Annotated in this window: 16 protein-coding genes and 2 tRNA genes; 6 read left to right on the top strand and 12 right to left on the bottom strand. The window is 54.3% G+C overall.

Annotation, left to right across the window (positions count from 1 at the left end; all coding sequences use genetic code 11):
* Positions 1-107: 107 nt before the first annotated feature.
* On the bottom strand, positions 108-1,112 hold the full coding sequence (locus tag BG55_RS06505; protein WP_034935710.1) for a glycosyltransferase: 1,005 nt from the start codon (positions 1,110-1,112) through the stop codon (positions 108-110).
* Positions 1,109-2,638 carry a lipopolysaccharide biosynthesis protein gene (locus BG55_RS06500; protein ID WP_052018721.1) on the bottom strand — a complete coding sequence of 510 codons (1,530 nt, stop codon included), beginning with the start codon at positions 2,636-2,638 and terminating at the stop codon, positions 1,109-1,111. Before BG55_RS06500 ends, BG55_RS06505 begins: the two co-directional genes overlap by 4 nt.
* Positions 2,639-3,592: 954 nt before the next feature.
* On the opposite strand from BG55_RS06500, the gene BG55_RS06495 reads away from it, so the two are divergent.
* Positions 3,593-5,605, top strand: a complete 2,013-nt coding sequence (locus tag BG55_RS06495; RefSeq protein WP_034935708.1) for a bifunctional diguanylate cyclase/phosphodiesterase — start codon at positions 3,593-3,595, stop codon at positions 5,603-5,605.
* Between the two features lie 32 nt (positions 5,606-5,637).
* Here BG55_RS06495 and exaC read toward each other — a convergent pair whose 3' ends face one another.
* The 5 genes from exaC to ghrA form a co-directional block, all read right to left on the bottom strand.
* Positions 5,638-7,158 (bottom strand): acetaldehyde dehydrogenase ExaC, encoded by a 1,521-nt coding sequence (exaC, locus tag BG55_RS06490; RefSeq protein WP_034935705.1) that lies wholly within the window; start codon positions 7,156-7,158, stop codon positions 5,638-5,640.
* Between the two features lie 220 nt (positions 7,159-7,378).
* Positions 7,379-8,080 (bottom strand): glutamine amidotransferase, encoded by a 702-nt coding sequence (locus BG55_RS06485; protein WP_034935702.1) that lies wholly within the window; start codon positions 8,078-8,080, stop codon positions 7,379-7,381.
* Positions 8,081-8,158: 78 nt separating this feature from the next.
* Positions 8,159-8,713, bottom strand: coding sequence for a TorD/DmsD family molecular chaperone (locus BG55_RS06480; protein ID WP_034935700.1), 555 nt, complete (start codon positions 8,711-8,713; stop codon positions 8,159-8,161).
* Between the two features lie 35 nt (positions 8,714-8,748).
* Positions 8,749-9,486, bottom strand: a complete 738-nt coding sequence (locus tag BG55_RS06475) for a phosphatase (RefSeq protein ID WP_034935698.1) — start codon at positions 9,484-9,486, stop codon at positions 8,749-8,751.
* Positions 9,487-9,533: 47 nt separating this feature from the next.
* Positions 9,534-10,475 carry a glyoxylate/hydroxypyruvate reductase GhrA gene (gene ghrA, locus BG55_RS06470; protein WP_034935697.1) on the bottom strand — a complete coding sequence of 314 codons (942 nt, stop codon included), beginning with the start codon at positions 10,473-10,475 and terminating at the stop codon, positions 9,534-9,536.
* A 438-nt stretch (positions 10,476-10,913) separates the two neighbouring features.
* On the opposite strand from ghrA, the gene BG55_RS06465 reads away from it, so the two are divergent.
* The 4 genes from BG55_RS06465 (at position 10,914) to BG55_RS06450 (ending at position 13,607) form a co-directional block, all read left to right on the top strand.
* Positions 10,914-11,001 (top strand) — tRNA-Ser (locus tag BG55_RS06465).
* Between the two features lie 462 nt (positions 11,002-11,463).
* Positions 11,464-11,551 (top strand) — tRNA-Ser (locus BG55_RS06460).
* Positions 11,552-11,865: 314 nt separating this feature from the next.
* Entirely contained in the window at positions 11,866-12,693 is an 828-nt protein-coding gene (locus BG55_RS06455; RefSeq protein WP_034935695.1) for an SDR family oxidoreductase, read from the top strand.
* A gap of 440 nt (positions 12,694-13,133) precedes the next feature.
* A complete protein-coding gene (locus BG55_RS06450) occupies positions 13,134-13,607 on the top strand; it encodes a DUF2569 domain-containing protein (protein WP_235192731.1) in 474 nt (157 codons plus the stop codon).
* A gap of 118 nt (positions 13,608-13,725) precedes the next feature.
* On the opposite strand, the gene phoH is transcribed toward BG55_RS06450, so the two are convergent.
* The 5 genes from phoH to putP form a co-directional block, all read right to left on the bottom strand.
* Positions 13,726-14,514 carry a phosphate starvation-inducible protein PhoH gene (gene phoH, locus BG55_RS06445; RefSeq protein WP_034935689.1) on the bottom strand — a complete coding sequence of 263 codons (789 nt, stop codon included), beginning with the start codon at positions 14,512-14,514 and terminating at the stop codon, positions 13,726-13,728.
* A gap of 560 nt (positions 14,515-15,074) precedes the next feature.
* On the bottom strand, positions 15,075-16,361 hold the full coding sequence (efeB, locus tag BG55_RS06440) for an iron uptake transporter deferrochelatase/peroxidase subunit (RefSeq protein WP_034935687.1): 1,287 nt from the start codon (positions 16,359-16,361) through the stop codon (positions 15,075-15,077).
* A 6-nt stretch (positions 16,362-16,367) separates the two neighbouring features.
* Positions 16,368-17,492 carry an iron uptake system protein EfeO gene (gene efeO, locus BG55_RS06435; RefSeq protein WP_034935684.1) on the bottom strand — a complete coding sequence of 375 codons (1,125 nt, stop codon included), beginning with the start codon at positions 17,490-17,492 and terminating at the stop codon, positions 16,368-16,370.
* Between the two features lie 36 nt (positions 17,493-17,528).
* Positions 17,529-18,362, bottom strand: a complete 834-nt coding sequence (gene efeU / locus BG55_RS06430) for an iron uptake transporter permease EfeU (RefSeq protein WP_034935682.1) — start codon at positions 18,360-18,362, stop codon at positions 17,529-17,531.
* A 170-nt stretch (positions 18,363-18,532) separates the two neighbouring features.
* A complete protein-coding gene (gene putP / locus BG55_RS06425; protein ID WP_034935680.1) occupies positions 18,533-20,017 on the bottom strand; it encodes a sodium/proline symporter PutP in 1,485 nt (494 codons plus the stop codon).
* 403 nt (positions 20,018-20,420) lie between these two features.
* On the opposite strand from putP, the gene BG55_RS06420 reads away from it, so the two are divergent.
* A partial coding sequence (locus BG55_RS06420; RefSeq protein WP_034935678.1) for a proline dehydrogenase occupies positions 20,421-20,774 on the top strand: 354 nt, incomplete at its 3' end.

Here is a 20,774-nt window from a genome sequence, read left to right as displayed (position 1 = left end):
TGCGACGACGGCACAGAATGCGCAGGCCTGCGAGCGAAGTTATCGCCCTTTTTGCCCATCAGCTGGCAGGCGGTATCACCACGCTGCGGATACCGCCAGATCCGTCATCAGGCACTGAACCCCGACAGCTTTTTACGAAACCAGGTCAGGCCGCTGTACAACGGGTGACAATACCAGACCAGGCTCATGCGCAGGCTGTGGCGGGTAATCTGCCGCGCCAGCGTATTTAACGGCAGCTGATACTCCTTCGGCACCACCATACGGTGTTTTCGCACCATCATCAGACAGCCGCTCATCACCGGAAAGTAGTAGCTGTCCAGTAGCTTGCTGTCCAGCGGCAGGCCCGCTGCCCGCAGCGCATTCTCCGTCCCTTCCCGCACGATAAAATAGTTTTTCACCCACGAAAAATCCCGGGTGCTCACCGACAGTGAACTCTGGGTATAACGCTTGAAATAGTAGGCGGTTGCGGTGAAAAACACCCGGCTGGCCTGCAGGTAGAGCGTAAACATAAAGGGAGCGTCTTCGTGGTTCTGCACCGGCAGAAACGCACTGTGCGTGCGGTCGATTAATTCACGGGAAATAACGCTGGACCACAACACCCGGTGCGCCGAGTTACTGGCAATCAGTTTGCGCAGCATCTCGCTGCCCCCGGCGAACTCCCCTTGCATGGCGCGGGTGTGCGTGCGGGTATACTTGCGCTGTTCGGCAGGAACGTCCGGGAACATCTCGGCGGAGAAGCCATACAGTTCCAGCTGCGGGCAGACCCGTTTTTCGCGGATAAAATCGGCAAACAGGGTCGGTGCGACAAGATCATCGGCATCCATAAAGTAGATAAAATCCCCGCTGGCCACCTCCAGACCTTTGTTACGGGCCGCACTCACCCCGGCATGGGTATTGCGTAACAGCCTGATATGCCCATAGCGCTGACAGTAATCCTCAATCAGTTGATCGGTGCCATCGGTCGAGCCATCATCAATAATGATTATCTCTTCCGGTGCGGAAGTCTGCTTCAGCAGCGAGTCAAGCGCCTCTGCCAGATACCTGCGCCCGTTGTAAACAGGCATAATCACCGACAGGGTCGGCTTCTGCACCAGGCCATAAACTGTGTTCATCTTTCCCCCCGAAAATTCAGTCGACCAAAGGTTGTGGTTTTGAGGTATCCGGTAACCTTGCTGTGAAACAGGCAACAAATGGCCAGATTGATAAAGCCAATGACGCCCAGATACAGCAGGTTCATCCAGCGGTTAACATTCCATTCGAAGGGAATGTACAGCGTGAGAAAGGCCACACAGGCCGAAACACCCCAAATCAACATCACGTCGCGGGTCAGCCACGGGATATGGATTCTGGGCGCAAATTTGCGGTGGACAATCAGCGCCCAGACCAGCAAATAAAAGATGTTCTGCCCCAGCCAGACCACGCCGGTTCCCAGCGCGCCGTACCAGATAGCAGCCAGAATATTCAGCGGGATCAGTACGATGGCAAAGACAGTGAAGCCTTTCATATGCAGGGACAGATTGCCGCTGACATATTGCAGGTTGTAAAGCAGGCCACAGATAGCCTGAATACCACTCCCCAGCGCATAGAGGGTCATGACCAGCCACATCTGTTCGCCAATCTGGGCATTCTGCGTCCAGGCCCAGATCAGCTGGGTGGGATACATGGCGATAGTGATGCTGAGCGGAGCCATAAAGATGCTCACCGCCTGGGTGGTCCAGCGGTAAAGGTCAAGCATCGGCCTGTCGCCCTTCTCGCTGCTGGTTTTCATTCCGGTCATACGCGGCACAATCGCCTGAATAATCGGGCTGCTGAGCATCACGATGCCGGTTGCCGCGGTCGCCACCACGGTGAAGGCACCATAGGTTGATAACGGCAGCGTTTTCGACAGGACCAGGCGGTCAATCTGCGAGATAAAGGTCCAGATAGCGCTGGAGAAGGCCGCGCCGAGCGCAAAGCGGATGAACGGCTTCACCACGCTGTTCAGGTCCGGCATCTTATCGCTGCGCGCGCTGCGGGGGACCAGTTGATAAGACTTCCAGATACAGCAGGCGGCCTCAGCGATGGAGATAACCAGCTGCCAGCCGAAGAAAAATATCACCGGGTTGCTGGCAAAGCGGATGACGAATACCGCCGCAAAGGTGCGCAGGGTAATAACAATGACATTCAGCGCATTCAGCCAGACCTGATGTTCATAGCCGACAATCACACTGCGAAACGGCCCGGTACGCCAGCGGATGGCGGCGGTCAGCACCATCACCGCCACGGCAATGATCAGATCCTGGTGAGGAATGGTGCGGGCATGCAGCCAGTGTGATGCAATCCACGGCGAAGCCAGCCAGCCCAGCACCACCAGCACCGCTGACGAAATCAGGAAAAATTTACCCAGCGTAGCGAACAGCGCAGGGAAATAAGGATTTTGTTGCCGATCGGCACGATAGCGCGCCGCTTCACGCAGCAACGTTGAGGAAATACCCACATCCAGCAATTGCAGCCAGGTGAGCAGAATTGAGAAAAAGCCAATCAGGCCATAGATTTCCATTCCCAGTTGGTGAATATAGAGCGGCACCACCAGAATTCCGGCCAACGTGGAATAGAGCTGACCAACATAATTCGCCACCGCATTACGTTTAATCGACATAATTTCTTCTTTTGTTAAAAAAATAGCTGGAGCTGTTATTTCAGATTAACAAATTGTCACTGGCACTACACCTGGGCAATAATCTTAAAAAACGCCGGTCAGAATGAGGTTACAAAGCAGAAATCATTAGCAACACTTTGTCATTAAAATAGCCGCCTTTGACGCCCGGTTTTTTCTTTTTCACCTGTCACGGATTAAATTAAAAAGCCAGATTTAAAATTCAACGAGGTGTAACCTTTTAATGATCATTTGTAATAAGTTACGCAGCCTGTTGCTGTCAGACAGCAAATCAGGGTGACAAGAAACCGGGTGCCGCTGAAAGCAGCCTGATGAGGGTCGCAGAGAAGTAAACTTTTAAATAACAGCAGGATAAAATTAAATTATTGCTACCACTGCCGTTCAGTTTAACCGCCGACAAAAGTTAAACCTGAGCTAAACGTATTCACTGTTTAAGAATTAACCTGGTAACAAACACCGTCATCAGGATGCTTTTTAAATGCTCAAAAGCGACGGCGGATAAAAATAGCCGTCGATGCTCTGCAATTTAAAATAACCAGAGTTACAAACTCGATTTAATGCTGTCAGCAGCAGATACTGTCTGGAGTTAATTTTTATTATTGCCGGTTACCTTTTTTTACCGTTTTAGCGCTGAATAAAAATTTTTATTTACAGTTTCACTGCTTCACTCTGGCGTGTGATTGTCATCTGCCTGCCATAACGGAAACAATTTTTCACAATGACGGTGAAAACAGAAAAAGCGTTTTAATGATTTCTCTTTTATTTAAAAAGAAAACAACGCACACCTCTTAGTTAAGAAAAATTGTATATTACCATCCCCTGTATACTCATCCTTATCTGCCTGCCAGAGCCAGCGGGTAAACCGGTGATAAGATTTATGCTAGCCTGAAAGAGGGTTGACTGTAGCGCAGCCTGACAGGACAGGTATAAAAAAACATGAGAATATCAAACAGTTTTCGCAGCCATTTTATTCGTGAAATCCTTCTGCCGCTGGTACTGGTCCTGTTAATCACCTTTGTTGCCGCCAGCTACACCGTTGGCTGGGCGACAGAAAGAAGTAATGCGGTTGCGCTGGCGCAGCAACAACAGATTATCAAAACTTCTCTTTCACAAAGCCTCAGTGAAATGGCCAGACAGCATCGCAGTCTGGCGCTGTGGCCTCCCCTGGCCCGAAAACTGCTCAGTGAGCCGCAGGATACCGCCTGGTTTAATCAGAACGTCGGTTCATGGCTGGCGGATATGTTTGAGCATCAGCTGGTTTACATTGTTGATGCCAGCGGCCAGCCCGTCTATCGCTGGGAGAACGGCAGCAATGTGCCGGTGGCGCAGTTTACTCATCTGCGGCAACCGGTTGAGGCAATGATGCGGCGGCTGAAGGCTGGCGACCAGATGCGCGAAATCGTCGACTTCACCCGCATAGATAACCGCCCCGCCGCGCTGGCAATCGGCATTATCGGTAGCGACAGCAGCGCAGAGCAGGCTTTTATGCTGATAAGCGTGAAGTTTCTCGACGACCGCTATCTGCTCTCGCTCTCACGACGCAGCCTGCTGAGCGACCTGCGCTACATCAGTGGGCACCCTGCTGAAGCCGGAGCCAACTGGCTGCTGACCGATAAAGAAAACCGTCCCCTGGGCTATCTGGCCTGGCAACCGGAAAAACCCGGCACCCTGATGTTGCACTTTATCGGGCCACTGGTAGCGGTGGTGGCGCTGGTGGAAGAGAATCTGACCCACTCTCTGGCCAGGCTGATGCGCCAGCAACAGCAGGTCGCCCTGCTGTTGCTGGACCTGGACCGTTTCAAACTGATCAACGACACTTACGGCCACCACGCCGGGGACGAGTTAATTATTGAGGTGGGCCGCCGTCTCGGCGAGCTGATTAATGACGGCGATACCGTGGGGCGGCTGGGTGGTGATGAATTTGTGGTGATCGTGAATCAGATTGATTCACTGCACAGCGTGCAGCTGCTGTGTGAAAAAATCATTGATGCCATCAACCGTCCTTTTACCCTGCTGGGCAACGACGTCTGGACGGGCGTCAGCATCGGGGTGACGCTGGCACCAGAGGACGCCAGCGACAAAGCGGAGATGATGCGTAAAGCCGATATCGCCCTGTATGAAGCAAAAAGTCAGGGACGGGGTCAGTTCCGGCTGTTTGTCGCGGCAATGGATGAATCGGTAAAAACCCGTCAGCAGGTAGCGGCCGATCTGCGGGCCGCACTGCAAAGCAAACAGGACCTGGCCGTTTATTATCAGCCTCAGCTGGATATGGACGGGCAGAAGGTAGTCGGGCTGGAAGCCCTGATCCGCTGGAACCACCCGCGGTATGGCGAAATGGCGCCGACCGAATTTATCCCGCTGGCGGAAGAGGCAGGACTGATTATGCAGATTGGCGAGTGGGTGCTGCGGGAAGCCTGCCGGGTGTCGCTGGCGTGGCCGGATCTGATCATCGCGGTAAATGTTTCACCGCTGCAATTTCGCACCGCCGGGTTTGCTGAACGCACCACCGCCATTATTCGCCAGGAGAAAACCCTGCCATCGCGTATTGAACCGGAGATTACGGAAGGGGTACTGATTGAGGATGAAAAAGGGGCACAGGAAACCATTTCACAGCTGCGTCAGGTCGGTTTTCGTATCGCGCTGGATGACTTCGGCACGGGCTATTCCAGCCTGAACTACCTGAGCCATTTTCCGGTGGATAAAATTAAGATCGATCGCTCCTTCACTCAGTCACTCGGCGTCACCGGCAACGGCGGCGCTATTATGGAGTCGATGGTCAGGCTGGGACAGGCAATGGGACTGACCGTGACGGCAGAAGGCGTCGAAACCCGTAGCCAGATGGCCGCGCTGTCGGAGGCAGGCTGCAATCAGTTGCAGGGATTTTATTTTTCACAGGCGGTGCCGGAAGCAGAAATTGTCGGACTGCTCACGCCGCGTAAAGCGGGCTGACGCCCGCCGGTTTACCGCGTCCTGGGTGCACCTCAGAAAAAGCCCAGCGGCTCGGTGCTGTAGCTGACCAGCAGATTTTTGGTCTGCTGATAGTGATCCAGCATCATCTTGTGCGTTTCGCGCCCGATACCCGATTTTTTATAGCCGCCGAATGCAGCATGAGCAGGATAGAGATGGTAGCAGTTGGTCCACACCCGACCGGCTTTGATCGCCCGCCCCACCCGATAAGCACGATTGATATCCCGCGTCCAGACGCCGGCACCCAGGCCATAAATCGAGTCATTGGCGATAGCGATGGCCTCCGCCTCATCCCGGAAGGTGGTCACGCCGACCACCGGGCCGAAAATCTCCTCGCGAAAGACGCGCATACTGTTGTTGCCCTTCAACAGGGTGGGCTGAATATAGAAGCCACCAGACAGATCGCCAAGCAGCGATTCTGTACCGCCTCCGGTCAGCACTTCTGCGCCCTCCTGACGGGCAATGTCCAGATAAGAGAGGATTTTATCAAACTGCTGGCGGGAAGCCTGCGCGCCAATCATGGTCTCGGTATCCAGCGGATCGCCGCGTTTGATATTTTTCATGCGCTTCAGTACCGCAGCCATAAAGGGTTCGTAGATTGACTCCTGTACCAGCGCCCGCGACGGACAGGTACAGATTTCGCCCTGATTGAGAAAACCCAGCACCACGCCTTCTGCGGCTTTTTCAATAAAAGAAGGTTCCGCCTGCATGATGTCTTCGAAAAAGAGGTTTGGCGATTTGCCGCCCAGCTCAACGGTAGAGGGGATCAGATTCTTCGCCGCCAGTTGCAGAATATGTTCACCGGTTTGGGTTGAACCGGTAAAGGCCACTTTGGCGATACGCGGGCTGGCGGCCAGCGCTTCACCTGCTTCACGGCCAAAACCGTGTACCATATTCAACACGCCGTTAGGCAGCAGGTCAGCGATCAGCTCGATAAACAAAGTGATGGAGAGCGGCGTTTGCTCGGCGGGCTTCAGTACCACACAGTTGCCCGCCGCCAGCGCCGGGGCCAGCTTCCACGCGGCCATCAGCAGGGGAAAATTCCACGGAATAATCTGCCCTATCACCCCCAGCGGCTCATGAAAGTGGTAAGCCGCAGTGAACTCGTCTATTTCCGCAGCGGCTCCCTCCTGCGCCCGCAGGCAACCGGCAAAATAGCGGAAATGGTCCACCACCAGCGGCAGATCGGCGGCGAGGGTTTCGCGCACCGGCTTACCGTTATCCCAGCTTTCATTTACCGCAAGATATTCCAGATTCTCTTCCAGACGATCGGCAATTTTCAGCAGGATCAGTGAACGGGCCTGTACGGCGGTTTTGCCCCACTGCGCCGCTGCCGCGTGGGCCGCATCCAGCGCCCGCTCCACATCCTGCTGGTCCGAACGGGGAAACTCACCGATAACCGATCCGTTAACCGGCGACGTATTGCTGAACCAGGCCCCGTTAACCGGCGGCACAAATTCACCGTTGATGAAATTACCGTACTGAGATTTAAGGGTGATTAGGGAATCTTTGCTGCCCGGATAAGCATAACGCATCATCGTTCTCCTGTAGGTGACTGCGCGACGAAAATTAACAACATTTAAACCAATCATTAACATTAATGATCGGTACAGGAGAATGTCAGGCTGTCGATGCTGAAACTGTGATCGGATGCGCTGTTGGCCGCTGATTTCACAACGAAGTGTGAAACAGCGCACAGCGGTGAAGAGAGGCGGCCAAAGCGACGTCGTTACAGGCGCGGCTTTGGCAGATTAATCAGGCGGTTTTATCCAGCTGACGTTGTTGTTGCCAGAAGACCTGCAACATCCGTCGCGGCCAGAGGGGTTCAGCGTGACTCTCCGGCAAAGGCGTGGAGGCGCAGGCAGCCATAATTTCGGCGGTAAACTCCGGATGAAACTGGAAAGAGAGTGCAGACGGGCTGTAGCGAATTATCTGACAATCATCCAGCGCCGATTTTGCCAGCACCTGCGCGCCCTGCGGCGCACGCAATACCGACTGGCGGTGCGAAAGCCAGGCGGTAAACTGCTCCGGCAGCGGTGCCAGTAAGGGATCCTGCCTGCACGCCGCATCGGCAACCAGCTGCTGTAATCCCCCTTCCCAGCCTCGGGGATTGTCAGCCACCTGCCCGCCCAGTGCATAAGCCATCAGCTGATGACCATAGCAGACCCCCAACAGCGGCAGCGAGTGTTCAACCGCGCTGCGGATCCACGCGGCAGTGCGCTCACTCCAGTCGGCATGGTCGGTAACCATCGCCCACGAGCCGGTCAGGACGGCCGCCGCCACGCAGGCGGGATCGGGTAAGGCATCGCCCAGATCGGGACGGACCACGATATATTCATCGGGCTGGAGTCCCAGCGCGGCCACAAACCAGTGATACTGATCGCCGGTGAGCGTTTTTACCGCATCCGGCGGCACCTCCAGCTGGATAATTGCCAGCGGCAGAGAAGCAGTGTTCATGACTGAAATATCCTCATTATTGATCGGTAAACAGGATCCCCGCCCCGCCCGCCTGGGCAATACAGGACGGCCCCGACCTCAGCGGTCCGCCTCTTCCGCCAGTTCATCACGCATCGCCTGGATAGCTTCGCGGCTGAGCAAGGCAAGGGTGCGATAGAATGCCGTTTCTGCGTGGGCTTCCACTTTGCCGAGAAACGCACCGCACCAGGGCAGCAGGTAGTCATCAAACAGGGTGATCTGCGCCTGAAACTCATCAGCCTGTGACTGATCTTCCAGCCAGGAAGCGGCCAGTAACAGGGCACCGAAATGGTCGGTTGGTGAATCAGTTACAGGCATCCCGCGACTCTGTAAGAAAGCGCGGACCTCGTCTTCCTGTGGACCGTTTTCCCATTGTGAGCCATAAGGCGACACGCGGCAGTCGCTGCCGACAAACAGCGCATTGTAATCAGCAGCCAGCGTCAGCGGGTCGCTGTTCTGTTGCAGGCGAATCAGCAGTGCATCCTGTTCCAGCGGCCAGTGCTGTTGCAGTTTGCCTTCACGCAGCATGGAAAACAGCGGCACCAGCAGCGGATCCTGTGGCTGGCGGTGAAATAAAGAGCCCAGAACGCGGCAGATAATGGAAAATTCATTCATCAAATCAGTCCAGTCAGTGGCTGTAGGTGACAGGGTCACATATCAGCAAATTCAGTAATGGTTTTACCGGTGCGCAGCTGTAAAAAATCCAGCAGGCGGCGCGGAGTGACATTTAATATGCGATCCTGCGGAAAATCCACCTCCTCGACGATGCGCAGGCAGTGCTCAAAGTTGCCGAGGGTAAAGGCGGTGTGAGAATCAGAACCAAACGCCAGCCAGCCACCGGCCTCACGTACCGCAGCCACAATCTGGCGACAGTTGGGTTCACTGCCGGGGCGCGAATGGGTAAACGACGAGTTATTCAGCTCTAAGGCCACATTGTATTTTGCCGCTGCGGCGGCCACAGCCGGAATATCGACCGGATACTTCGGGTTGCCCGGGTGGCTGATGATATGCACATTGCCACTGGCCATCGCGGCAATCATCGCAGCGGTGTGCGTCGCCCGATCGGATGGGGCAAAAACCGGCTCATGGAAGCCTGCCACCACGATATCCATCACGTCCATCATCGGTCCGGTGCAGTCAATATCTCCGGCAATATTTTTAATATTGGCTTCGATACCGCGCAAAATGCCCACGCCATCCACCCGCCGTGGCCAGATACGCATGTTAACGAAGTGCCAGTAATGTGGCGCATCGGCCATATCGGGACCGTGATCGGTGATGGCCAGTAACCTGACCCCACACTGTTGCGCCTGCTGTACATAATCGCGCAGCGTGCTGTAGGCATGAGTGCTGGCAACGGTATGCATATGAAGATCAACGGGATACATACATTTCTCCTGAATTGTGCTGACAGTCACCGCCTGCCAGTCACTGTTTAATAACCGCGTCCGACATCCACGCGTCCGGCGGGTATTTCTCCCGCTTCACACTGTCTGATGGCGTGGGCAATGGCGTCAATGGCCTCATCGCGCAGGGTAACGGCGGCATTATGCGGCGTGATGGCAATCGCCGGATGCTGCCAGAACGGGTGATCCTGCGGCAGTGGTTCCTGAACAAACACATCCAGCGCCGCAGCTTTTACCTCTCCGGCGGCAATGGCTGCCAGTAAATCGGCCTCCACCAGGTGAGCACCACGGGCCAGATTCAGTAAAAAGCTCTGCGGTTTCAGCTGGCTCAACAACTGGCGGTTGAGGATCCCCACCGTTTGCGGGGTATTGGGTAACAGGTTAATCAGCACCTGGGTGCCGGAGAGGAAGCTACTGAGCTGCTCATCGCCGTGGAAGCTGGTGACACCGGGCAAATCCTTGGGTGAACGACTCCAGCAACGCAGTGGGAAGCCCCACATTTTCAGGCTTTCTGCCACGCTGCGTCCCAGCACACCTGCGCCGAGGATACCGACAGTGAATTGATCGCGCTGATAATTGTGCAGATGATGCCAGCGCGACTCATTTTTCTGTTGTTGATATTCGGTAAAACGGCGGAACCAGCCGAGCACGTGATACACCGCATATTCCTGCATCTGACGGCCCATGCCGGTATCTTCCAGCCGGTAGAGCGGCACCTCTGGCGGCAGCATCTGCGGGTTGTTACGTAACTGTCCCAGGATGTCATCGACGCCCGCGCCGAGAGCAAAGACGCTTTTCAGCCCACGACGCCCCTGTAGCATCTCCACTGGCGGCTGGCGCACCAGCGCGTATTCTGCGGGAGCATCGTCACCCGCAGTCCAGACACGCACCTTTGCCTGGGGCAGACGCTGTTGCAGCCCCTGGCACCATTTTTCTGCATTGAAAGAAGGATGATAGAAAATGATGTCCACGTTTGCTCTCCTGTTTTTTCTTCAGGCTCAGGGAAAAAGAGGCGTCTGACAAGCAAAAATTGCGCTGATATGTGCCGTTTATCAGCATGTTTTTATCGTCGCTGGCAGTTGCAGGGCTGATATTTCGTTTCAGGGATAACCGGGTTGTCTTTTTTTCATACAGCCAGCGGGGGCTGCCGGGGATAAAGTCTGTTTTCACCGTCCGAAAACAGGTAGCTGGATTATCGCAAAGCAGCAGAGCAGTTTGGGCGGTGGTGTCATCTGAGAGGTAAATTGCCTGCCTGACCGGGTGTGATAAACGTCTCTCTTTTGCTGATTTAAACGGCAAACTGTTTTAAAACTGGCTAAACGCAGTGAAAAGTGAAGTAAGGGTGTTGACCACCGTCGTTGTTTTCCCTACATTAGCGCCGGTCAGCGCTGCTGACGGCGTAACAATGTGGTGAGGTGTCCGAGTGGCTGAAGGAGCACGCCTGGAAAGTGTGTATACGGCAACGTATCGGGGGTTCGAATCCCCCCCTCACCGCCATTATTCGAAGAAGAGTCTGAATTCGCGTTCAGACTTTTTTTTTGCATATACCCCTACAAAGGGGGGTGATGAGAACCCCCGCCGGGGTTCGACAGACGGCAACGCCGCTGGACAGGCCGGACGCCTGCGGACGGACTGCCCGCAGGGTGAGCGCAGCGAATCAATCCCCCCCTCACCGCCATTCTGGTAACGAACAATGCAAGAGAGTTTGAGCGGGTCCCGGGTCTGAAACTGGAAGACCGTGCAGACCAGAAAGACCATTTATTGCCATCTGCTATGTTGCGCCCGAAATAATATTGCCTGCCTGGACTGATGGCCTGCGGCAGTAATTTTCATTGAGTCGGTTAACTGCTGTACATTACTTAACCTGCCAGAATAAAAAGAATATTTTTCTTGACCGTAATCAGGCGACTGCCTATAGTAGCGCCCCGTCGCCCTTCAGGGCGAGGCAGTTGAAAATGTGGTGAGGTGTCCGAGTGGCTGAAGGAGCACGCCTGGAAAGTGTGTATACGGCAACGTATCGGGGGTTCGAATCCCCCCCTCACCGCCATGATTTCAGAGAAGTGCCCGGTTAACCGCCGGGCATTTTTTTTTGCATATACCCCGTACAAAGGGGGGTGATGAGAACCCCCGCCGGGGTTCGACAGACGGCCCCCCTTATTAATGAGCCTGGCTCATAAAGCCTTGCAGCTCATACTTAAAGCAATTATCACCTCTTGCAATTATATTTAGCTTCTCGCGCAACTGAATTACCCGGTAAGCAAGGCCCGCCCTTCTCAACCGGTTATTTTTCATTGCATGCCGCCGCCATCCGACAACGGTAATGTCATCGCGGCGCTGTCTCACTTAATCTCAGGAGCGGATATGAAAGACGTCATTGTGATCATCGGTGCGGGTTCCATCGGTCAGGCCATTGCCCGGCGCGTTGGTCAGGGTAAGCATCTGCTGGTGGCAGACCTGCACCCTGAAAACAGCGAAGCCGCTGCAAAAATATTGCGTGATGCCGGATTCTCCACCACCACGACCCAGGTGGATGTTTCTTCACGCGCTTCCGTCCAGGCACTGGCCGAAACGGCGAGCAAAACCGGCCCGGTTACCGGAGTTATCCATTCGGCAGGCGTCTCACCTTCTCAGGCTTCCCCGGCTACCATTCTGCGGGTTGACCTGTACGGCACCGCCGTCATTCTGGAAGAATTTGGTAAAGTCATTGCCGAAGGTGGCTCCGCCATCGTCATCGCTTCCCAGTCCGGCCATCGCCTGCCTGCGCTGCCTGAAGAGCAAAATGCGGCCCTGGCGCTGACGCCCGTGGAAGAACTGCTGGCGCTGCCTTTTTTACAGGAAGATACCATCACCGATTCACTGCTGGCCTATCAGTATGCGAAACGCGGTAATGCCCTGCGGGTAATGGCACAAACGGTTGAATGGAGTAAACGTAAAGCGCGCGTCAACACCATCAGCCCCGGCATCATTTACACGCCGCTGGCGAATGACGAACTGACCGGCCCGCGTGGTGCAGGCTACCGTGACATGCTGGTACGTTCACCCGCCGGGCGTGGCGGAACGCCTGATGAAGTCGCTGCCGTTGCCGCGCTGTTAATGGGACCGGAAGGGACGTTTATTGCAGGCAGTGACATTCTGATGGACGGCGGCGTGACTGCCTCCTGGTGGTATGGGGATTTAAAACCGCAGTAAACGGATAACCCCGAACGCCAGGTGCTGTCCTCATCTGGCGTTGATAATGCACTGCAACATTTGTGACGTTGTCCCTTAACCCTTTCCTGCAATCTCCTGCCACATCTTAAATCGCACCGGCGGCACTTACGCTCAATGGCAAAAACGACTTGCCCCTCAGCATCTCAGGCCATATTCAATCTATCGGGGTTGCCTTCGCCAACAGGAAAACAGGCTCCATCAGTCGTTCATCTGTCAGAGAGAGCTGGCGATTGCCGTTGCAAAAAGTCAGCCGATAAATAAGGCAGTGTGGGTGCAGACATTATTTAAACCAGCGGGCATAATCTCGTCCGGAACATAAGGTGCCCCCACATTCTGCGTGGGCAGCTGCAATAACATGTTCCACTACCAACAATAAACATGGATAGAGAGGAACAACAATGGAATGCAATGAATGCAAAATGTCTGAAGCAAATGAACAATCGGGTTTATGCGATAGTTGTGAAAAGAAAAGCATCGGTAAAATTAACGGCTGGCTTATTCTTCCTGCGATGGGGCTGATAATAAGTATTATTGGCGGCGCTGCCGGCATTGTTATCTTTTTTATAGTGACCATCAGCCCTTTTAATGATGATAACCTGCTGTTTTACTACTCGCTCGCCGTGCTTATCAGTATGACACTCTGGCTGCTGGTGACACTTTATGCCTCATGGTTTTTTTTCAGGCGTAAGAAAGGAACCCGTAAGGCCATGATTATTTTCTATCTGAGCGGATTACTTTTTTCTCTCTTTGTTGGTTTACTGCCCGCAATAATTTTGGACAGCCGTCCGGACGAGGAAGAAATAAAATTATTGATAAGCGGCATTGTCGGGGCGGTTATCTGGGTGCCTTATTTTCTTTTTTCTAAAAGAATTGACCGAGTTTTTTTCCGTTAATCTTTCCGGTAATCGTGGACTGGCAGTGATAATTAACCGTCGCCCTCCGCTAATGAACCGCTGATAAAAAAGCCCGGACTGACATCCGGGCCTGTTTGCTTTTTGACTGACAGAGAAATTAATCGTAGGCCAGCAGCGTACGTTGACAAAGCTGAGAGCGTACACAGTCTTCTTTGGCAAAACGCACCACGCCAATCATATCGTCCTCTTCAAAACGCGCCAGGGCATCGCCCAGGCCGGACTTCACATGAGATGGCAGATCACACTGGGTAATATCGCCGTTAACGATAACCGTTACATTTTCGCCAAGGCGGGTCAGGAACATCTTCATCTGCGCAGCGGTGACGTTTTGCGCCTCATCAAGGATCACCACGGCATTTTCAAAGGTACGTCCACGCATATAGGCAAATGGCGCAATCTCCACTTTGCCAATTTCGGGACGCAGGCAGTACTGCATAAAAGATGAACCAAGACGTTTAACCAGAACGTCATAGACCGGCCGGAAATAGGGAGCAAATTTCTCTGAAATATCGCCAGGCAGAAAACCTAAATCCTCATCCGCCTGCAATACCGGCCTTGTAACGATGATCCTGTCCACATCCTTATTTATCAGGGCCTCTGCCGCTTTAGCGGCGCTTATCCAGGTTTTACCGCAGCCTGCTTCGCCGGTGGCGAAAATCAGCTGTTTGCTTTCTATGGCTTTAAGATAGTGCGCCTGAGCTTCATTACGGGCTTCAATCGGCGAATGGTCGCGGGTATCGCGCGCCATGCCTATCGAGTCCAGCCCACCCATCTGCACCAGCGAGGTGACCGATTCTTCTTCACGCTGACGGTGACTGCGTGAATCGCTACGAAGCACACGTTTGGCTTCACGACGCGCTTTGATCACTGCTTTCTGTCTTCCCATAGTGGCACCTTACAGTTGGTTTCATTTCCCGCATCATAACTATCGACGCGATTACGTGAACGCTTTAGAGGTTTTGGTGGCTTCCTTGTAAGCCTTGTCTGGCCGTTGATAATGATAAACCGACGGTAAAAACGCCGTCGGCGTACCGGATAAGATTAGGGCGGGTGAAAAGCTGAACGTAGTCATTAAAAAGAGAGAGGGTCGTTGAGGCAATGAAGCCGTCGCAGGGAGATACGCGGATTATTTTCTGAAACTGCCGTTGGCAACAGGATTTTATCATACGCAATCTCCGTGATGAATACGACCAGCAGATGCTGTGAATAAAGTGCAACAGATCTCAACCGAAATGCAACATTAATTTTTACATACCGGCAGCACAAAGGGGTTAAATAACAGTGAAAATGGCAGAGCTTATTTAAATGATGATTAGAATCAGTGAGATAAATTTAACGCGGGGACGTTAAATTTTAATTAGCAGTTGTAAATTATCAGTTAAACCTGGCAGGAATAATTGTACGAAAAACAACCTCCCCTCCTGCACGGAGAGAAGGCTGCGCGGTTTATGCTTCGATCAAAGACTGACCAAGATAATGTTTGTCATCGGGGACGCCCGGCAAAACAAAAAAGTAGCCGCCGCCAACCGGCTTGATATATTCCTCAAGCGCTTCGCCATTGAGTCTTTTTTGTACGGTGAGAAATCCCTTTTCAAGACAGTGCTGATAACAGACAAACAGCAAACCCATTTCCAGCTGCCCGGAATGGGAAACGCCCAGCGAGTAACTGTATCCCCGTCGCAGCATCAGACTGCTTTGTGTCTCCGGCGTGCGTGGATTAGCCAGCCGGATATGTGCATCAAGCGGGATAACGTCGCCATCCGGGTCGCGGCCATAGTCCGGCACGTCATGCTCATTCTGCATACCCAACGGCGCACCGCTGTGCTTCACCCGGCCAAAAATACTTTGCTGCTCCTGAAGCGGCGTACGGTCCCAGAACTCGACATGAAACTGGATAATCCGTGCGGCCTGATAGCTGCCGTTTACCGCCCAGGCCGGTTCGCCCTGCTCCGCCGATACCCACACAATCGAATCCATCAACGTCTGATTACTGCTGTCAGGATTAGCCGTGCCGTCTTTAAAGCCCAGCAAATTGACCGGCGTCTCTTTCCCTTTACTGCGTGCCGCATGGTCAGAGATAAAGCCCTCGCGCCGCCAGCGCAGACTCAGTAAATCCGGCGAATGCTTGATGATATCGCGCAGCGCATGGATCACCGTGTCATTGGTATTGGCGCAGATTTGCAGCAACAGATCGCCGTGGCACAGGCTGCTGTCCAGCGCGTCATTGGGAAAGCGGCTCATCGGCTGTAATTTCAGCGGCTTGTGCGCCTGTAATCCAAAACGATCGTCAAACAGCGAATGCCCCACGGAAACGGTAATGGTCAGATTATCAGGGTAAATCTTATCGCCGAGGATACCTGAGTCCATCGGCGGCAGTTGCGGATTATCCACCTGTGGCGCTTTACCGCCTTTGGTCAGAAACGCGATGCGGTTATCAAGCAGCCGGAACAGCCGCTCCAGCTCGGCTTTGTTGGTTGCCAGCACGTCAAACGCCACCAGCATCATCGACGCCTGCTGCGGAGTGATAATGCCCGCCTGATGCCGGCCATAGAAAGGCTGTACTTCCTGACGGGCATTGGGTGACAGCGCGCCCGGCGAGAAGGATTGATCTTGCGCAGCGGCGTGTGCCGGGCAACCGCCGCCCACGGCAAAAGCACCGCCAAGCAGGCCGATACCTTTCAGTAAACGACGGCGCTCGGTACGCGCCGTATCGTCAGCAGAATTCCTTGCCATAGCCCGTTAATCCAGTCCCAGCGTGCCGCGCAGTTTAGCCAGATCTTCCGCCAGAGTGGTAATTGGTCCCTTCAGCGCGGTGCGGTCGGCATCGGTCAGCTTGTCGTAAGACTCAAACCCGGTTTTGCTGCGATATTTGCCAAGGATGGCGTCCACTTTTTTGAAGTTGGCATCCACTTTAGCCAGCAGCGCCGCATCGGCTTTCTTCAGCGCCGGGCGCAGCAGATCAACAATTTTCTGCGCGCCATCAACGTTCGCCTGGAAATCAGAGAGATCGGTGCGGCTGTAACGGTCTTCTTCACCGGAAATTTTGCTGGCGGCAACTTCTTCAATCAGCGACGCCGCGCCTCCCACCACTTTACCCGGTGCGAAAGCCAGCTCACTGACGCGTTTCTGCAATTCCAGCGTGTCACTGTTCAGCTTGTCGGCATACTCGTTCATGCCCTTAGTACTGGCGTCGCCGAACACGGCTTTTTCCAGACGGTGCCAGCCGGTGAACTTCGGATCGGCCGCTTTCTTCTCGTAATCATCTTCACGGGCATCAATGCTGCTGTCGAGGTCGGAGAACAGCTCGGCAATCGGCTCAATACGTTCATAGTGGCTGCGGGTTGGGGCATACAGGGCTTTCGCTTTCTCAAGGTCGCCCGCTTTTACCGCATCGGTGAAGGCTTTGGTTCCGGCTACCAGTTGCGCCACTTCTTTGGTGACATACGCTTTATAGTCGGTCACCGGTCCCGCCAGCTGCATCACATCCGCTTTGCCATTTGCCGCTGCACTGCCACCTTTCACCGTCAGCTTGCCTTTTGGATTACTTAGCAGGCCACAGGTCATCTCGTATTCACCGGCTTCCAGCGTGGCGGTCAGCTTCTGGCTGAAGCCAGGGGCGATATTTTCACGCTCTTCCACCACCATCACCCCTTTCAGGATCTCCCACTCCAGCGCTTTCTGGCTGTTGTTCTGGATAATGAACTGGGTTTTACCGGTGCTGACGGTGACCGCCATCGGCTCACACTGCTTGTCAGTGACGGTGATTTTTACCTGAGGAATATCCGCCGCCATTGCCGCAGAGGTCCCGGCCAGCAGGGTAACAAGTGCAGCGCTCAGTGCAGAGTGACGAAAACGAAGAGTCATATTCAATACCTGTGAAAAGTTCATCGGATAAAGGCTTCAACGCGAGGAGCGAATTGCTGCCACCTGGGGACGCGCTGGCATAAAGAACAGCACCAGCGCAGGGACTAAATAGATTAACCATACCGCCACTTCACTGACGCTGGGCGTTTCCTGATAGCCAAAAAAGCCTTCCAGTAACGTACCTGCCAGCGTACCGGTGGAGAGGGTCTGACTGAAATCGAAGGCCACCGTCTGGAAATGATTCCATAATTCGGCCTCGTGGAAAGCCCGTATTGCACCGGCCGCCAGCCCGGCGGCGACAAACAAAATAAACAGACTGGTCCAGCGGAAGAACAGCGCCAGGTTCAGGCGCACCCCGCCCCAGTAGATCAACACCCCGAGCAGAACCGCCGTCGCGAGGCCCAGTAGCGCGCCGACCGGCGGAGCCATGCCGACATCCTGCTGAAACGCCGCCAGCAGGAAAAACACTGACTCCAGCCCTTCGCGGACCACCGCCAGAAAGACCATCATCACCAGCGCCCAGCCGCTGCCGTTGCCTTTCTGCAACGCGGTTTCCACCGCCCCTTCCAGTTGCGCCTTCACGTTACGTGAAACCTTGCGCATCCAGAACACCATATACGTCAGGATACAGACAGCCACCACGGCCACTATCCCTTCAAACAGCTCCTGCTGCTTCTGCGGAAATTCGCCGGTGGTTTCATTAATAAACCAGCCCAGTCCGAGGCAGAGCGCGGCGGCAACAAACACCCCAATCCACATGGCGCTGAACCACTGGCCTCGCCCGGTCCGCTTCAGGTAGCCCGCAATCAGACTGACGATCAGCGCGGCTTCCAGCCCTTCGCGTAACATGATGAGAAACGGGACAAACATGCCGGTACCTTCAAGTGTTAAGAGAAATTCAGTTCGGGTAAAGAAACGTAAATCAAAACGATACCGATTATCATTATCGCGGCAGAAAAAACAAGGGTTGTGGCAGGTATTTTCGTGCGGGCTGTGGTGCTGTGAGGATTAAACGGGCCGCGAAATACGGCCCGTTGATATCAGTGTGCTTTAAATTCCGCTTCGCCAGCGGCAAAGCGCTGTTGCGCTGCGGCAGAAGGCTCACGGTCCAGCAGGCTGAACAGCACAATTGCCAGGCTGGCAAAGAGGAAGCCAGGGATGATTTCGTACAAATTCAGCCAGGCATACTGTTTCCAGATCAGTACCGTTGCGGCGCCGACAATCATTCCGGCCAGCGCGCCGTTGCGGGTCATGCGTTTCCAGATAAGCGAGAGCAGAACCACCGGACCAAAGGCCGCACCAAAGCCAGCCCAGGCATAGCTCACCAGCCCCAGCACCCGGTTTTCCGGATTGGACGCCATCAGGATAGCGACCAGCGCCACCAGCAGCACCATCGCCCTGCCCATCCATACCAGCTCGCGCTGGCTGGCATTTTTACGCAGGAAATTCTTGTAGAGATCTTCGGTCAGCGCCGAGGAGCAGACCAGCAGCTGGCAGCTGAGGGTGGACATCACCGCCGCCAGAATAGCCGACAGCAACACCCCGGCAATCCACGGATTGAACAGCAAACGCGCCAGCTCGATAAACACCCGTTCGCCGTTTTGCGACACCCCCGCCGCCTGCTCAGGATGGTTCTGGAAATAAGCGATACCAAAAAAGCCCACCGCCACCGCGCCGCCCAGGCAGAGGATCATCCAGCTCATGCCAATACGGCGGGCAGTACGAATGGAGCGGTGCGAGTCGGCCGCCATAAAGCGCGCCAGAATATGCGGCTGGCCAAAGTAGCCCAGTCCCCAGCCCAGCAGGGAAATCACCGCGATAAAATTGAGATTTTTCAGCATATTGAGGTTTTCAAGACTTTTCGCCTCAATCACCGCCAGCGAGTCACTCACCCCACCTACGGCAAAAATGACGATGACCGGGGTCAGAATCAGCGCGAAAATCATCAAACCGGCCTGCACGGTATCGGTCCAGCTGATTGCCAGAAAACCACCGACAAAGGTGTAGATGATGGTGGCCGCAGCGCCTGCCCACAACGCGGTTTGATAACTCATGCCGAAGGTGCTTTCAAACAGACGCGCCCCGGCGACAATGCCGGAGGCACAGTAAATGGTGAAAAACACCAGAATCACCAGCGCAGAAATCACCCGCAGCAGCTTACTGTTATCTTCAAAGCGGCTGGAGAAGTAGTCCGGCAGCGTCAGGGCGTTATCATGGTGCTCGGTCTGCACGCGCAGGCGTCCGGCAACAATTTTCCAGTTGAGCCACGCACCGATGGTCAGGCCGATGGCTATCCAGCTTTCTGAAATACCGGAGAGGAAAATGGCACCGGGCAGGCCCATCAGCAACCAGCCGCTCATATCAGATGCCCCGGCAGACAGCGCGGTGACCACGCTTCCCAGGCTGCGTCCGCCCAGTATGTAGTCATCAAAGTTTTTTGTTGACCGCCAGGCAATAAATCCAATCAGCACCATGCCGAAGATATAAACGCAAAAGGTCACCATCATTGGTGTGCTTGCTGTCATTCAGGTTCTCCACTTTATGATTGTTAATGCACACTCCCCGGCCTGCAGACATCCTTAAAAATTCTTTCTGGATCCGGAGCGGGGTATCCTGCCGTAAACCGCGATAGCGGACAAATGATTTAACACGGTAGTTACAACGCTTTCACCATTAATCCTGACTGTGATGCTGACAGGTTGCACTGGATCACAGTGTAAGCGGTTGCACCTGTAAAAAACCATATTAAAACCAGGAGTTAACACATTCTTCGCGATCGACAATGACTGAAGGCAACAATCATGCCAGCGGGTTAAATATTGCTGCTGACTCTGCAAACCGGCTCACATTTAACATGGTTGCACAAAGTTGCAACTTGAATGATATTGTTCGTAACATCATCATTTAATTCGTGAGGAGTTCTCAGGTATGGGCACCACCACCATGGGCGTAAAACTGGATGACGCCACCCGCGAACGCATCAAGCTGGCAGCCAGTCAGATTGATCGCACGCCGCACTGGCTGATTAAACAGGCAATCTTTAACTACCTTGCACAACTTGAACGCGGCGAAGCCCTGCCGGAGATCGCCTCACAACCCGTCGATGCCGAGGGGGAAACCCCGGCCGCAGAAGAGTCACATCAGCCATTTCTGCATTTTGCTGAAACCATCCTGCCACAGTCGGTTATCCGCGCCGCCCTCACTTCCGCCACGCGGCGTCCGGAAACGGAAGTGGTGCCGGTGTTGCTGGAGCAGGCTCGTCTGCCGCTGAAAACCAGCCAG

Source organism: Erwinia mallotivora, from assembly GCF_000590885.1.
Taxonomy (GTDB): domain Bacteria; phylum Pseudomonadota; class Gammaproteobacteria; order Enterobacterales; family Enterobacteriaceae; genus Erwinia; species Erwinia mallotivora.
The sequence above is the reverse complement of the archived record's forward strand: the minus strand, read 5'-3'. Positions and strand labels throughout refer to the sequence as shown.